Origin of the sequence: Vallitalea pronyensis (assembly GCF_018141445.1) — a bacterium.
Lineage (GTDB): Bacteria > Bacillota > Clostridia > Lachnospirales > Vallitaleaceae > Vallitalea > Vallitalea pronyensis.
Window position 1 is genome coordinate 6,063,249 of sequence record NZ_CP058649.1, and the last position, 15,393, is coordinate 6,078,641.

Below are 15,393 nucleotides of genomic sequence, written 5' to 3' on the forward strand. Positions count from 1 at the left end.
TAATAATTTTACTGCTCAGTCCATTAGACATACTAAAAAGACACAAATATCCCTTCTATTAGAGATATAGCAATTTTAAATTATATTATAGTTAGCTACATGGGTTTTCATTATAAGAATCCACTAATATAAGGCATAACAAATAAAGCCTAAAGACCATTTACCTTACATTAAATTTATTTAGTTGTATTTATTTAACAACTAAATGACGAATTCTTATTGTACATATACCCATTTTGCAACTCTCCTTCCTATAATTTAAAAACATTATAACATGATTATATACATTTATCAATCCAACTATTATCACGATGTTTAAGAAATGTTTTCTTTGGTATATGCTGTGTTGAATCCTATTTTTCTCGCTATTTTATCACATCTTCACCACTTATATCGTAGCGTTATAAGCTTTTTATTTACTTCTGTGATAAAGATAATGTTTTCTATATAAAAGTAATTTCTTACCATTAGTTCTTTTACATGGTTTAATTGTTCATTAAAAGTTGTGTCTTCTTCTTTTAGCCTTCTTTGGATTGTTCTTTTACTCATCTACCCATTTGTTATTTAATGCAATATACTGCCCTGTTATGTCTTTCAATTATTCTGTAAGACTAATTCCAGTCTAAAAGTATTCTATTGACCTTTACTAGTTGGTGTTTCAAAGCAAAAATATAGGTTGTCATGTTAATCGGGAAAGTTAACAATGGCTTGACATTTATTATTTTAGATGATAGGTTAAATTGAAATAGCTAAATTTTACTAGTATGTAATGGTTATGGATAAAAAGATATCAGCAAGATAATAAATATATTATAGATATTACATGGTATCAAGATGTTCAACGAATTATAAGCATATTATGTAAAAAACGTTTTGGCAAGAATGCTATTTACTCTAGATATCCCAAACATTTATTAAGGAGATAAATATGAAAATAGATCGTATGCTTACAATCATTGTTATATTACTTAATAGAAGTCGAATATCGGCAAAAGAACTTGCGGAAAAGTTTGAAGTTTCCGTTCGAACGGTTTACAGAGACATTGAAGCTATTAATATGGCTGGTATTCCCATTATATCATACCCTGGGAACAATGGTGGTTTTGGTATTATGGAGAATTATAAATTAAACCATCAGTTGTTGACACTTAACAATTTGTGTTCCATACTCTCAACGCTTAAGGGTGTGAACACAACTCTTGAGGATGTTGAGCTTGAATCATCCATAGAAAAACTGCGTAATCTTATTCCACAGGATGAAACGCATCATCTTGACCTGCATATGGAGCAAATCATAATTGGTATGCAGCCTTGGGTATATACCTCAAGACAGAAACAACTGGTCAAAAGTATCCGAAATGCTATCACCCAATCACAATTGATTACAATTATATATCGAAACTATGCAAACGAAACAAGTACAAGACAGATAGAACCCATGTCATTAATCTTTAAAGGTTATACATGGTACCTGTTTGGCTATTGTCACTTAAAAACAGATTTCAGGGTATTCAGAATTTCACGTATTATTGATTTGCAGGTTGAAGATGTACTATTCAAACGTAGAGACAAGTCATATCAAGAAATTGAAGAGGCATCAAAGGAGCAGGTGTCTTTGACCAGCATTACCTTAAAATTCGTACCCCAGGTAAGAACCCGAGTTGAAGACATTTTTGACAAAGAAAATATTGAAACTCTGAACACAGGTGAACTGATTGTGACTGCTCAATTTCCAGAGAAGGAATGGTATTTCGCATTGATATTCAGTTTTGGTGAACACGTAGAAGTGTTAGGTCCTGAAAGAGTGCGACGAGCTGTTGCATCTAGAATAAGATCGATGCATGAAAAATATCAATAAATTTTTTTCAAACCTGCCATACTGGTGTCACACCACTATTCTATACTACTAGTTGTAACAGTTTTTACTATAGTTAGTATAGGAGGTAATATAATGATTAATAAAATTGTTTTTCCCAAGCCTACCCATATTTCAGTCAACGGTGTGGAACTTGAAGTCTTTGAAGCAGGTCAACAAAATGCAGGAAAACCGATTGTACTCTGTCACGGTTGGCCAGAACATGCCTTTTCTTGGCGCCATCAGGTGCCCGTCCTTGTCAAAGCAGGCTATCATGTCATCGTGCCAAACCAAAGGGGTTATGGCAACTCATCTAGTCCGACTGAAGTAACCGATTATGACATTGAACACTTGTCGGGTGATCTCATCGCGCTTCTTAATCACTACGGATACGAAGATGCCATCTTTGTCGGTCATGATTGGGGTGCATTTGTTGTTTGGGGACTGACCTTATTGCATCCAAACCGTGTATCTAAAGTGATAAACCTGAGCTTACCTTACATGGATCGAGGAGAAAAACCTTGGCTCCAGTTCATGGAAGATATATTTGGCGCTGACAACTATTTTGTACACTTTAATCGAAAGCCAGGCGAGGCAGACGCTGTATTCGAAGAAAATACATCCCAATTTCTTCGCAACTTGTATAGAAAGAATGTGCCATTCAGAGAGCCACAACCGGGTATGGCGTTGATCAATCTGGCCAGAGAAGAAACAGCATTTGGTGAACCCATCATGAGTGACAGGGAACTGGCAGTTTTTGTGGATGCCTTTGAATCAACAGGGTTCACGGGGAGTATAAATTGGTACAGAAACCTTGATCGCAACTGGCACTTATTGGCTGACGTGGACCCTATCATCCAACAGCCCACTCTCATGATTTATGGTGACCGAGATAGCGTTGCTAAGTCTGAAAACCTAGCAGAGTTCGTACCTAATGTTGAAATAGTAAATCTAGATTGTGGTCATTGGATTCAGCAAGAAAAGCCAGTAGAAACAAACCAAGCCATTATAAAATGGTTGGAACAATGGGATTATCTTTGATTTTCACCTGGGTTATACAGATTTACAATACTGTCTCCAAAATATCTGCAAACAGCGTCCTCTATAGTTAATAAGAGGACGCTGTTCTATACTATACTCGGTTATAATCAAATCCACATTATTAATTAATGTCAAGAATGCTTCTACCTCTTCTTTTTTTGCATACTTGCCAGCTCGCTATCTAGCCACATTGCTAATTCCTGACTTATATCAAGCAATGATTCATTCAAAGAAAAACGAAACCCTTCACATCCTTTTTGGCAATTGCCATGACCGCTGCCATTTTTTCTATCACATCCATATCCTTTAGCAATCTTTTCCTGTAAAACCCCTGGAAACTTCTTAATTACATCATCATATTTTGAGGTATTTTTTGTCTTAAGGATCATACGGTAACCGTTATGTAAAGATGTGGAAAACCTCCATATTGCTTTACCTTTATACATGTAGATTAAATGAACACATAAAAATCTTAAATCTACCTTGCATTTCATTCCTAAATCCAGATAATGTTGATGTAATTTTAAGACGAATTCTTTCAAAGGCGCAGACAACGGATAGACAAAGTCTGTCAAAACAGAGGCGACTTCTACTTCCTCATTTTTCAGCGCCCTGTAATCGCATCGGAGTAAAATATCATCATTTTTACGGTATGATAGCTCATTCTGGGCAATCGCCAAAGCTTTCCAGCCTTTTATCATAATGGGATAATCAGGATATGTAATTTGTATTGCTTCAATTTTTGATATATCAGGTTTTTTCATGCTCAAGTCGATACCATCAAAATCAATACCGCATTCAGTCAGAAACCGCATGCTTTTAAGCATTTGGGGATCTGAAATTTTTGCAGTTGAATTTTTATTAAGGGATCTTTTAGCACTAAGTAAATCCCAGCCATTAACCAACAGTGAATCACCTGTCTCAGATAATATGCCATGCTGACCTATATTTAGTAATATACTTCTAATATTGTTCATAAATGGATATTCTACCGTCAAAGTTGTTTCGTCTGAAAACTTTTTCTTACCTTTTATGGGTATGTCACATAAACTATTGTCAGCGATTAAACCATCGTATAATCGATGTAGGAAATCTCTAAAAGCAAGAACGCCGTTTCGTATGTCCTCTTCGTGTGAAATATCTGTGTACATAGAATTGATTGTATATATTTTAGGCATATTCGCCGGTAATAGTTGCTTCAAGAATTTTGCCAAGTCCCCCATTGTTTTTTCCATAACAAACTCTCCCTCCATCCTGTTTTACCTTAAAATAAATTATACATCAGGATTAAGCAATACACCATAGAAGCCGAGTAATAAAATACCCTTATTTTACCACTTTATTCATAAGATTGATTTCATATATACTTTTACCGTATTTTTTTTCATTGTCAATAATGGTACCTTCTGTCAGTGTGATACGCATAACGATTGAGTTGGGATTGTCCTCGTCGCCAACCTCATCGAACCAGCCGAAGACTTTTTTGAACTTCGCTCTGATTTTTGCATTCTTATTATCCTTTACCCAACCGAGATTTTCAGCTATGCCCTGGAAAGCAAACCAATCCAACCCGCAGACAGAAACTTCGTTGTTCTTCTCAATTTGCAAGCTTTTATTTTTTGTTGCGTCGGTGGAAACATAAAATACACCGTCTTCATAATAAGCGCATACCATGCGGACAGCAGGACGGGGATTACCATCTGCGTTCGTACATAATGCTACTGTCGCAAGGCCAATAATTACCTCTTTATCGTTTCCGCAACGCTCTTCCATTAGTTTAATTGCATCGTCCTATTTGCTCATTTTACATTCCTCCAATAATATTATTTTTTCTAGACACTACCTCTTTCATCTTCATATAAATAAGGCATATTGAACTTAATGTTGCGGTCTTCGTCAAGTTCAAAATTTATGCTTTCAATCCTTAGTATAAAGCATTACCCAAAGGAAGAGTCAAGAATAATATTATTCTTATTTTAAAATCCGTTTAAACGTTTTATTTCCCTTTGATATTAACGAATCTACTTATTTATGAATAGTTGCTCCTAATCTTAAACAGAAACCTCTTGCATCTAGGCCAGTTATAATTGTCAATTTGAAAGTTCACTACGATAATCCGTCACACTCATTCCAGTCCATACTTTAAAAGCTCTTGATAATGATTTAGCATCTGAATAGTTAACTAGAAAAGCTATTTCATCTAAACTCATATCCATTTTCAAGTAATTTCTTACCATTAGTTCTCTTATATGGTTTAATTGTTCATTAAACGACGTGTTTTCTTCTTTTAGCCTTCTTTGGAGCGTTCTTTTGCTCACACCCAGTTCAAATGATATCTTTTCTGCATCACTAATACCTGAAGGCAAAAGTTCCAATAATGTACGCCTTACTATAGCAGAAAAACTTTGATCAACTTCCATTTCTCTCAATCTATGATTAAGTTCATTCTCCAAGTAATCCCACATTCTATTATTTTTTGTAATGAATGGTCGCATTAAGTCTTCTTTGCTAAAAACAATCGCATTACCTTCACTTATGATGGATGGTGTTCGATTAAAATACTCAACTGCTTCTATTGGATATTCAAATGATCCACTAATTTTTTTTGGTTTTAATGCTTCTATACCTGTTCCTTTTCTAATAATAGATAAGATACTTATTTGAGCGTGAACAAACATCATGCGTGGTACCGGTGTCCCATCATTGAATACATAGGATATGGATACGCTTTCATTATCTTCAACTAAACTCATTTGAATGGGTGCAACAATCTTTTTATATTTTGATATTCTCCTAATGCACTCTAATCCATTTTCAGCACATAATCCTGCAAAAAACTCTGGATTAAAAGAGGCAACCGAATCGACTTTTGATATTTCTACAATAAACCTATCATTCATATACTCATCCATTGCTTCTATTAGTCTCTTATATTGGTCCGAGGTGAGTTGGAACTTATTATCATTAACAGCTCTTGGAGGAATACCTGCTTCTCTTAAGAAAATGTCTAAATCAATACCTATACGCTCAAACATTTGTCTACTGTCCTTATCAAAATTTATGTTATAAAACAAGTTCACCACTCCTATCTTCTTATTATAACCCAACAATTTTATATGTTTTATTCACTAGATCTTTTGCAACTTTTATATCTTTTGCATGTGGATTTGGTGATGTTAAAGGCCATCCACCATCTTTACAAGCCTTATCTCGATATAATACGCTGCTCTGACTAAAATAAGAGCCTGAATGTTTAACTGCTTCATCCGATATTAAACAATTTAGTGACGTTTGGGCAGACTCCTCATTTGAATCAGTCATGGACCGAATAAAAGGTGCCATAATTGGACTAATGATTCTCATAAAGGTATTTTCTTTACCAAAATTAGACCTTGCCCATCCTGGATGTACTGAAAAAGCTGAAACATTTGTGCCTTCTAACCTTCTTGATAGTTCTAGTGCATATAAAACATTTGCAACCTTTGCCTCTGAGTATGCATGCATTGCATTGTAAACTCTTTTTTTATAGTTTAAGTCATCTAAATGAACATATGGTCTATTATCTGGTCTGCCAGCGTGTACACATGAAGATAATAATACGATTCTCGATGGCGCACTCTTTTTAAGAATATCTAATAAAGACTCTGTTAAAAGAAAATGCCCAAAGTAGCTAACACCAATCGACATTTCAAACCCATCTTTTGTTCTTGTAACTTCTCTGCCCATTGAAACCATACCAGCATTACAATCTAGACCATACAATGTATTATATTTGCCCAAAAATTTTTTAACAAAACCTCTAACTGATTCTAAATCTGCTAAATCAAGTTTCATGACTTCATAACTACCTCGTAAACTTTTAAACGCCTCAGCTACTTTTTCACCTGCTTCAACTCTTCTACACGCCATAACTACATGGGCACCTTGTTTAATTAATTGTCTTGTCGTTTCTAGACCAACACCTGAATTTGCTCCTGTAACAATAAATGTTTTTCCTTTTAAATTCTTATTCTTAGTTGTATTATCAATCCATAATTTTTTTCTAGCCATGCTGTATACCTCCCATTTTATTTATCTCGTTTTTTGCTTCATTTCTAACCAGTCTCTTATAATGGTTTAAGTATATCAACTTTCGGAAAATTTTTTAACCCCAATCCATGCCAACATGTCATCAAATGATGCCATTAAATGATGCTCTTTTTTAAGTTTCATAAGCAGATTCAATATTTGCTTTTGTATAATAAATGATTATCATTATCAATATAACATGTTTTTTTATTGACATAAAATTTTAATTATGCTAATCTGATTAAACTAGCAACGCGTATCATTCTACATAAATAATAAATAACAAAGTAGGACTTATGATGAACAATAAAATTACAGAAGGTACAATATGGAAACAAGCCATATTATTTTTTATACCTATTCTTTTCGGAACGTTCTTTCAACATTTATATACAATCGTTGATGCTGTTATCGTTGGAAGAGGGCTAGGTACAGCAGAACTTGCTGCTGTAGGAGGATCTGCCGCCAAGTATATAGCCATGATTACTAATTTTTTTATTGGTATTTCAATAGGTGTAACTGCCTATGCTTCACGTAGTTATGGTGAAAAAAACTTCAAAAAACTGAAAGCAATCATATTTAATGGAACATTACTTTTTGTATGCCTTGGTCTTATATTCTCCATTATAGGAATCGTGTTCTCATTTGAATTTTTAAATCTAATGGGTACTCCGAAAGATAATATTGATTTATCAAATACATATCTAAAGACATATTTGTACGGTATCCTATTCTGTGTTATCTATAACTTATTTACTGGCATTTTACGTGCAATGGGCGATTCAAAAAGACCATTATACATACTCATGTTCTGTAGCATTTTAAACATTATTTTGGATCTTTTGCTTGCCTTAGTGCTTGGATTAGGCGTTTTTGGTGTAGCCATTGCTACCGTTTTTTCACAAGGTGTAAGCGCTGTGTTACTCTTCATACTGCTATTAAGATCCCTTGAAAATACAGAGCATTATAAATTAAGTGTAGATTTTCCTCTGATGAAAGATGTAGCTATTTTAGGTATTCCTGCTGGTATACAAAGCATATTAGCAAGCTTTTCAAATATGGCAGTGCAAAGCACCGTTAATACATTTAGCACAATGACGGTTGCAGCATGGAGTGCCTATATAAAGTTAGACGGAATAGTGGATGCCTTTATAAGTGCATTATCTGGCTCTGTTATAACCTTCGTAGGGCAAAATCTTGGTGCTGGTAAAATTGATAGGGTTAAAAAGTCTGTAAAACAAATAACCATTATAGGATACATGATGATGCCAATCATTATTGCTGTATTTATCCTTAATCGATTTACCTTATTATCCATGTTTACAACAGATCAAGAAGTGGTTGCAACGAGTGCCAATATTTTACTTTTTGTCATCCCTATGTATATTGTCACAATACCACAATATCTTCTTTCTCAAGCCGTTAGAGGACTTGGAAAATCGATTATGCCTATGTTACTGGGCTTATTTGGAAGCGTAGGGCTTAGACTTTTATGGATATTTGTAATATTCCCTTATAATCCTACAATAGAGTTTTTAGGATTATCGTATCCCGTAATTTCATTTATTATGTCTATACTATTTTTTGCTTATTATAGAATTGTCGTTAATAGACTTGAGTATAACAAGCCGTAATTTTACTTTACAGCTATACCATTTTCATATATTTAAATTCATAGAAAAGCAGTAAATTTACTCTATAAACTAAAGTATTTTTACTGCTTGATTATCTTTTAATTGTATGTACATAGGAGGCATCCTATACTTGTTAAGAAATCTCTACTGACTCATAGTTAATAAAATCCTCGAACACTCTATCTTGATACCATTGATCACCGGCCTTTTGAAGCCAGTATCCAAGTTCCTTTTTCAGAAATTCTAACGTTTCATGACTTAAGTCTTCAAAGTCAAGATTATTCATTTGATATGGGTCAGCTTCATTATCAAAGATATAGGATTTGTTCATATTTCCCTGTTCATCTCGTTCAATGACAAAAGTATACCGATCCGTTCGAACCCCTTTACGCTGACATTCTGGATAATCATAAATATAGAGGGACGACTTTGGCTTTTCTATCTTAGCTTCTTCTCCTTTAATAAATATCTCTGAATAATCCGTACCGTCAAGGTCCATGGGTATACTCTCTTTAAGCCCTGCTAGACCAAGCAATGTTGGCATCACATCTGGACCAGCCATCTTCAAATCTTCTAATCTATGACTTACAGCTCTTGGATACCTAAGAATAAATGGAATCAAATAAGACTCTTCATGAGGGAGATTCTTAGCCCCAAGATTATGACCACCCATCATCTCTCCGTGGTCTGATGAGAAAACAACAATCGTATTCTCAAGTTCTCCTTTTGATTCTAATGCTTCTATAATGCGACCAAACTGCCTGTCTATACCTGTCACTGATGAGAAATAATAACGTACAAAATTTATAGCTTCAGCATTTTCAGGCACATTAGGTCTATTTAAAAGATGCCATATATCCGGAACTCTTTCTTCAGAATAGTATTTATCAAACATCTCCATATCTGTATGTTCTTTTTCTGTATATGGGTTGTGAGGTGGGTTAATACCAACACATAGAAAGAATGGATTATCTTCATTCCTTTGCCCCTGATCATTATGGATATATGAAACTGCTAAATCACCATCTGCGGCAGCGGCCCATTTATTCACTGTATAACGCTTATTATCTGTATCTCTATATTGAGTGGTTTGACGCCAATCATTTACACCGTAATTATGCCAGTAATCAATCCGGTGTCTTCTGCTCTCTGGCGTAACAGCCTTCCAGCAGCAATGATATAAATTAGCACTATCTGTTAAGTCTACATCTCCAAGCTTAGACCCATCTGGAAAATGGGTCCCATTCTCTACCATATAGTTTCCTTTTGCATCGCAATTTGGCACAGGCATATCCAAGTGCCACTTACCAATATACCCCACATTATATCCTTCATCAGCTAACACGTCTGTCAAGCATGTGATATCTTCTCTTAGTGAATCTGTTCTCATGTTATTACAATTATGTTTCACACCATTTTGCTCTGGATACCTACCAGAAAAAAGCATACCTCTATAAGGACTACACAGAGGACATGTACTAACTGCCTGAGTTAATACAATACTTTCATCAGCAAACTTATCAAGATTAGGGGTGTGAACTGGGTCCGATACACCCCTAAGGGCATCTCTATATTCTGGTTTACGCCAAAATCCCATAGCATGGATTCTGTATTGATCGGGAAATACATAAACAATATTTGGTTTTTTCATCATAACTGTCACTCCTTAAATAATATGTTTTGTCCTTCACTAAATCATGTTAACCTATCTTAAGTAGAAATGTAATAACCATAATTAATAAAGGTATACAGTAATTATTTTCCGGTATAGATATTTCTTTTTATCCTTCTCTCACCTTTGCAACTACAGCTTTTAAAAATCGCACACTCTATAAAAGTTATGCTCATTTACATGCAATCTCCTTTGTTGTTATGATGAATTCAAGGCAATGAATGCGCATTCATAAAACACAATCCAAAAATCACTTTTGAAATCCGGATACGAAATCACTATGACCGGAATGTAGGAGGAACATTATGGAAATGACTCAGGCAAAACCAAAGCCAAGTGTCGGTTCAAAACTTGTCAAGCATCTGAAGAAAAAATATCAGTTATGGTTACTGGCTTTACCGGCCATCGTGTACTTTATTATTTTTCATTATATCCCTATGTATGGTGTACAGATAGCCTTTAAAGATTTTATTGCATTCAAAGGCATCTTGGGTAGTCCATGGGTAGGCTTTAAACATTTTGAACGCTTTTTCACATCTTACCAATTTGGGCGACTTATTACCAATACACTGGGTATCAGTTTCTACCAACTGGCAGTCGGTTTCCCAGCACCTATTATTTTAGCATTACTGCTTAATCAAACAAAAAACCAAAAGTATAAGAAATTCATTCAAACTTTAACCTATGCCCCTCACTTCATTTCTGTGGTTGTTATGGTCGGAATCATCCTGCTATTCCTATCACCTCAAAGTGGCATTATCAATCATATGATTGCATGGACTGGATTAGAACGTATTAATTTTATGGCAGAACCTGCTTATTTCAAAACCATCTATGTGTTTACAGGTGTTTGGCAGAGTGCAGGCTGGGGCGCCGTCATTTATTTAGCATCCCTTTCCTCTATTAGTCCATCTCTTTACGAAGCCGCTCGAATAGATGGTGCAAACAAATGGCATTTAATCAGGTACATTGATATGCCATCCATCATGCCTACAGCCGTCATTTTGCTGATTATGAATGTTGGCCGTATCATGAATGTGGGATTTCAGAAAACGTACCTTATGCAAAACCCATTGAACTTAGAGTCTTCTGAGATTATTGCAACCTATATTTACAAAGTTGGTCTCCTTGATGCACAGTATAGTTACTCCGCAGCCATTGGACTTTTTAACACGATCATTAACATCATTTTACTTGTTACTGTTAACCGTATTTCAAGAAAAGTTACTGAAACCAGTCTCTGGTAGAAAGGAGTCCTTATGACAAAACAAAAAGCATCTACTGGAGCAAGTGATAAAACCGTAGACATTATGATTTACATCATCCTTGGCCTTATCGGTCTAGGCGTTGCGTATCCATTATACTTCATTATCATTGCCTCTTTTTCAGACCCTACAATGGTAAACACAGGACAGGTAATTCTTCTTCCCAAAAAAACAACATTTGAAGGATTTGCATTACTCTTTCATCATAATGATTTATGGATTGGCTATCGCAACACAATTATCTATGCATTGAGTGGGTCTGGTATCGGTATCATTATCACAATGATGGTGGCCTATACACTATCTATTCGTGACTTTAAAAGCGGACGTTTCATTATGTTTTTCTTAATGATCACGCTTTATTTTAATGGTGGACTTATTCCAACTTACCTTTGGATGAAGAAGATTAACTTAACGAACACACCCTTCATTATGATTCTACTTGGCTCAGTCAGTGTCTTTAACATTATATTAGCTCGTACCTTTATTAGATCCTCTTTATCGAAGGAGCTCTATGAAGCAGCAGTGATTGATGGTTGTACACATTTTCAATACTTTTTTCAAATAGTATTGCCTCTATCAAAAGCCATTATTGCCGTTCTTGGACTTTATTATGGTGTGTTCCACTGGAACGATTACTTTAGAGCTCTTATTTACTTACGGGACGGTGAACTGTACCCATTACAATTGTTCTTACGTTCAATCTTAGTTGAAGCTTCAGCAGACATGGAACTTCTTGACGTTGAAGAAGTCATTAAACAACAACGTCTCGTGGAACTTATCAAATACGGACTCATCATTGTATCCTCTTTACCGATTCTTATGGTGTATCCGTTCCTACAAAAATACTTTGTTAAAGGAGTGATGATCGGTTCTGTTAAAGGTTAGTAACTTATAAACTACAGGGGGAATTCATCCCCCACCTAATTTTACAAGGAGAAAGGAAATGAAAAGTAAAAGCGTAACGTCCATCTTAATCTGTTTATTAATGCTCGTTAATCTAGCAGTCGGGAATTGGTTGACAGTATCTGCTGAAGAAACTGTCCATTCAAATCCATCTATTGCAGCCTATGCATATCAAAGAGAGTTTATTGAAGATTTTTCTGAACTTACCACAAGTGGTCTTGGAACATATGCTAGTGCAGCGATTCCAGGGTTTACATGGACATTGGAAGGTAAGGCTAATGGCATAACAGGAACAGGACTTGCGTATGCAGACCCTGCTTTCGGAACAAGTGTCTCTTTACCATCCGACCCGGATTCAGCCAATAATGGTGTGCTTATATCGGATACCATTAGTAATGGCTTATCAAAACTATCTTTTTCATACGGAACAGGTAAATGGGGAAGCGGTAAAGACCGAAAATTCTCTGTATATATTAATGATGTTGAAATAGGTGCCGAGCAATTTGATCGGGTCATAGCCGTGCCAACTCGAGTCTATACATACACTTGGGAAGCTAGTGATGAGATGCCTCAATTCGAAGGAGATGTTGTCATTAAATTCATCGGGGAGTCTAACTCTTATACCCAAGGTAACGGAAAGGTTGTCTATCCAAATATCATGATAGATGATATTCATTGGACCATAGCTGTTGATTATGATCCATATGTGGAAATGACGGGTGTGCCTGTTGTAGGGAATACCCTAACTTCCAATGCATTCCATGTAAATGATGAAGATGTTGTCTCCTATAAGTGGATTGCATGTAATGGAACTGAAGAAGTAGTGGTTTCAGAGGAAAAAGATTTTACTATAACCGATAATTGTGTAGGAAAAACACTTAAAGTTGTGATGACTGTTAATGGTGTAGACTATGTATCTCCCAGTACTTATACAGTCATTGAAAGTGTCAAAGATATCACTGTTACTTTTGATGCATATGAACGTAACTATGACGGTACAGATGTCGCTGATTTAGTTGCACATATAGAAGGTATCGACTCTACTGACAACGTACAATTAAGCTATACAACTCAATTTGCAGATAAAGCTGTTGGTGAAAACAAAACTCTGTCTATAAAGGATATCTTAATAACAGGAACCGATTCTTACAAATACCAAGCAGTATTTCCAGAACACATCCAAGGAACTATTAACCCCGTTACCATAACAGCAACTGTAAAAGGTATTAACAAAGTATATGATGGTGAAACAAATGCTAGAGTCTCATTTGTATTTGACGGTGTTGTAACAGGTGATCAAGTATCTGCCAATTATAATGCACTATTTGATTCTCCTGAAATAGGCGAAGGAAAAACTGTCTATGTCACCAACATTACCCTTTCAGGAAGAGATGCTGGTAACTACTTATATGAAATAGAGGAATGTACCGTGACAGCAAATATTACATTAGAAGCAGAAAGTAGAACCCCTGGTATTGGTGATACTGGGGCAACATTTGATTTGTCTAAATTAGACCCCAAATACCCACAAATGGAAGAGTGGATCAAGGCAGGTGTTGAAGGTGGTATACCTGTATCAGATAGTTGGGCTCTTAACAAAGCAAAACTTACAACGGATTTATTAGAGAAACCAGAAGCTGTGCCAAGTAGAAGCTACACCATTGGTTTTGAAGCAAAAGATGCAAAAGTCCATGGCCAAGTTGCTGATACTGCCCTTCAAGGTGCAACAAAATCAGATGACATTCAAAGTAAAATCGATGAAGTTGCTGCAGCAGGTGGTGGCATTATTACCCTTGAGAATGGTTATTATTACTTAGATAAGCCTATCTTTATCCCATCTAACATCGTCCTAAGAGGTGAAGAAGCTGGAAAGGTTATTCTCTATGTTGCAGCAAATGATGCTATGTTAGACCCTTACAGAGGTCATGCCGTGTTATTTGCAACAATGGATGGCGATACCGTCGTAGGATCTGAGAATGCTGGTCTAGAAAATCTTGTCTTCGAAGGTTGTCTTGGAAAGCCAAGAGAAGACTGGAACGACCATGCATTAGTTGAAGTCGATACAAATACAAGTATTTTACTCTTCGACAAAACAACACATAACTGTTGGTTACACACAGTCAGTGTGATCAACGGATATCGCCAAACGGTCAATTGCTCAGGATACAACAACACCTTCTCAAATGTATACAGTAATGGCGCATTTAACAAAGGTGGTGGCGGTGCTGCATACTTCATCATAGCAGGTCATAATAACCTTATGACAGGATGTTTGGTAACACACTTAAGACACTTCTCTATTCAAGCTGGAACAGCAGAATACAATGTGGTGTATGACAATGTATTTCGACAAGAAGTATCCTTTCATCATAAGGATTTAGGTAACAACCTTATTGAAAATAATGAGATCTACCTTCCAGGACCTAACGATGAAATAGAACGAACTGGTAAGTACTCATCCCTTGGTTATCCAGAATACTATGATTTTCCAATACTTGATGGTACAGACAGCGTGTTCAGTAGTCGTGGTATTAGAGATGGCTATGTAGCTATAATGGGTCCTTGGTCCATTCAACATCAGATATCCGAAGAACTTAACTACATACTTAACAATAGAGTGACTCAAAACAATCAGTCAATTAAGCATCCTTGGAGTGAAGAGAATATTGTTTATGTTGGTCCCTTCTATGTAAAACCAGCAGATAAATATACGAACTTCGTACCTAAAGATGAATACCCAGCACCGATTGGTGGAACCTTCTATCCCGTTGTTATTGAAGATACTTCCGATTAAGGTGATACGAACACAAGTAACAAACTTAGGACAATAGCGGCAACGATAATAATCATTCACCTCTTTAGTAACGACACAGCCAAACTCCGATAGTGATATAAGTAAGAGAAGAGTATCGTGAATAACCGATTTCTCTTCTCTTTTTTAGTTGACATTTT

General features: G+C 35.8%; 12 protein-coding genes. 6 read left to right on the forward strand and 6 right to left on the reverse strand.

Translation table 11 applies throughout. From position 1 onward, the window contains the following. Positions 1-381: 381 nt before the first annotated feature. The gene (locus HZI73_RS25295) at positions 382-549 is read right to left on the reverse strand and encodes a hypothetical protein (protein ID WP_212696108.1); all 168 of its coding nucleotides are present in this window, start codon (positions 547-549) and stop codon (positions 382-384) included. A gap of 379 nt (positions 550-928) precedes the next feature. Here HZI73_RS25295 and HZI73_RS25300 point away from each other — a divergent pair, with 379 nt between their 5' ends. Next, entirely contained in the window at positions 929-1,858 is a 930-nt protein-coding gene (locus tag HZI73_RS25300) for a helix-turn-helix transcriptional regulator (protein WP_212696109.1), read from the forward strand. Positions 1,859-1,882: 24 nt separating this feature from the next. After that, complete coding sequence (locus HZI73_RS25305) at positions 1,883-2,896, forward strand: alpha/beta fold hydrolase (RefSeq protein WP_212696110.1); 1,014 nt, start codon at positions 1,883-1,885, stop codon at positions 2,894-2,896. Between the two features lie 143 nt (positions 2,897-3,039). Here HZI73_RS25305 and HZI73_RS25310 read toward each other — a convergent pair whose 3' ends face one another. From HZI73_RS25310 to HZI73_RS25325, 4 genes are all read right to left on the reverse strand, one after another. Next, the gene (locus HZI73_RS25310; protein WP_212696111.1) at positions 3,040-4,131 is read right to left on the reverse strand and encodes a hypothetical protein; all 1,092 of its coding nucleotides are present in this window, start codon (positions 4,129-4,131) and stop codon (positions 3,040-3,042) included. Positions 4,132-4,222: 91 nt separating this feature from the next. After that, positions 4,223-4,669, reverse strand: a complete 447-nt coding sequence (locus HZI73_RS25315) for a pyridoxamine 5'-phosphate oxidase family protein (protein ID WP_246552282.1) — start codon at positions 4,667-4,669, stop codon at positions 4,223-4,225. A 317-nt stretch (positions 4,670-4,986) separates the two neighbouring features. Next, positions 4,987-5,970: an AraC family transcriptional regulator gene (locus HZI73_RS25320; RefSeq protein ID WP_212696112.1), complete on the reverse strand. Its 984-nt coding sequence runs from the start codon at positions 5,968-5,970 to the stop codon at positions 4,987-4,989. A 22-nt stretch (positions 5,971-5,992) separates the two neighbouring features. Next, positions 5,993-6,946: an SDR family oxidoreductase gene (locus tag HZI73_RS25325; protein ID WP_212696113.1), complete on the reverse strand. Its 954-nt coding sequence runs from the start codon at positions 6,944-6,946 to the stop codon at positions 5,993-5,995. 314 nt (positions 6,947-7,260) lie between these two features. On the opposite strand from HZI73_RS25325, the gene HZI73_RS25330 reads away from it, so the two are divergent. Further along, the gene (locus HZI73_RS25330) at positions 7,261-8,598 is read left to right on the forward strand and encodes an MATE family efflux transporter (RefSeq protein WP_212696114.1); all 1,338 of its coding nucleotides are present in this window, start codon (positions 7,261-7,263) and stop codon (positions 8,596-8,598) included. A gap of 133 nt (positions 8,599-8,731) precedes the next feature. On the opposite strand, the gene HZI73_RS25335 is transcribed toward HZI73_RS25330, so the two are convergent. After that, the gene (locus HZI73_RS25335) at positions 8,732-10,252 is read right to left on the reverse strand and encodes a sulfatase family protein (protein ID WP_212696115.1); all 1,521 of its coding nucleotides are present in this window, start codon (positions 10,250-10,252) and stop codon (positions 8,732-8,734) included. A 323-nt stretch (positions 10,253-10,575) separates the two neighbouring features. Between HZI73_RS25335 and HZI73_RS25340 the strand changes: the two genes are divergently transcribed. The 3 genes from HZI73_RS25340 to HZI73_RS25350 are packed head-to-tail and all read left to right on the forward strand — an operon-like array spanning position 10,576 to position 15,235. Beyond that, complete coding sequence (locus tag HZI73_RS25340; protein ID WP_212696116.1) at positions 10,576-11,517, forward strand: ABC transporter permease; 942 nt, start codon at positions 10,576-10,578, stop codon at positions 11,515-11,517. 12 nt (positions 11,518-11,529) lie between these two features. After that, positions 11,530-12,423 carry a carbohydrate ABC transporter permease gene (locus HZI73_RS25345; RefSeq protein WP_212696117.1) on the forward strand — a complete coding sequence of 298 codons (894 nt, stop codon included), beginning with the start codon at positions 11,530-11,532 and terminating at the stop codon, positions 12,421-12,423. Positions 12,424-12,481: 58 nt separating this feature from the next. Beyond that, positions 12,482-15,235: a YDG domain-containing protein gene (locus tag HZI73_RS25350; protein ID WP_212696118.1), complete on the forward strand. Its 2,754-nt coding sequence runs from the start codon at positions 12,482-12,484 to the stop codon at positions 15,233-15,235. The last annotated feature ends 158 nt before the right edge of the window (positions 15,236-15,393 follow it).

Bases quoted from the DNA above. Each gene is read 5' to 3' on its own strand.
- HZI73_RS25295 (WP_212696108.1), bottom strand. From the start codon at position 549: ATGAGTAAAAGAACAATCCAAAGAAGGCTAAAAGAAGAAGACACAACT.
- HZI73_RS25300 (WP_212696109.1), top strand. From the start codon at position 929: ATGAAAATAGATCGTATGCTTACAATCATTGTTATATTACTTAATAGA.
- HZI73_RS25310 (WP_212696111.1), bottom strand. From the start codon at position 4,131: ATGGAAAAAACAATGGGGGACTTGGCAAAATTCTTGAAGCAACTATTA.
- HZI73_RS25315 (WP_246552282.1), bottom strand. From the start codon at position 4,669: ATGGAAGAGCGTTGCGGAAACGATAAAGAGGTAATTATTGGCCTTGCG.
- HZI73_RS25325 (WP_212696113.1), bottom strand. From the start codon at position 6,946: ATGGCTAGAAAAAAATTATGGATTGATAATACAACTAAGAATAAGAAT.
- HZI73_RS25330 (WP_212696114.1), top strand. From the start codon at position 7,261: ATGATGAACAATAAAATTACAGAAGGTACAATATGGAAACAAGCCATA.
- HZI73_RS25335 (WP_212696115.1), bottom strand. From the start codon at position 10,252: ATGATGAAAAAACCAAATATTGTTTATGTATTTCCCGATCAATACAGA.
- HZI73_RS25340 (WP_212696116.1), top strand. From the start codon at position 10,576: ATGGAAATGACTCAGGCAAAACCAAAGCCAAGTGTCGGTTCAAAACTT.
- HZI73_RS25345 (WP_212696117.1), top strand. From the start codon at position 11,530: ATGACAAAACAAAAAGCATCTACTGGAGCAAGTGATAAAACCGTAGAC.
- HZI73_RS25350 (WP_212696118.1), top strand. From the start codon at position 12,482: ATGAAAAGTAAAAGCGTAACGTCCATCTTAATCTGTTTATTAATGCTC.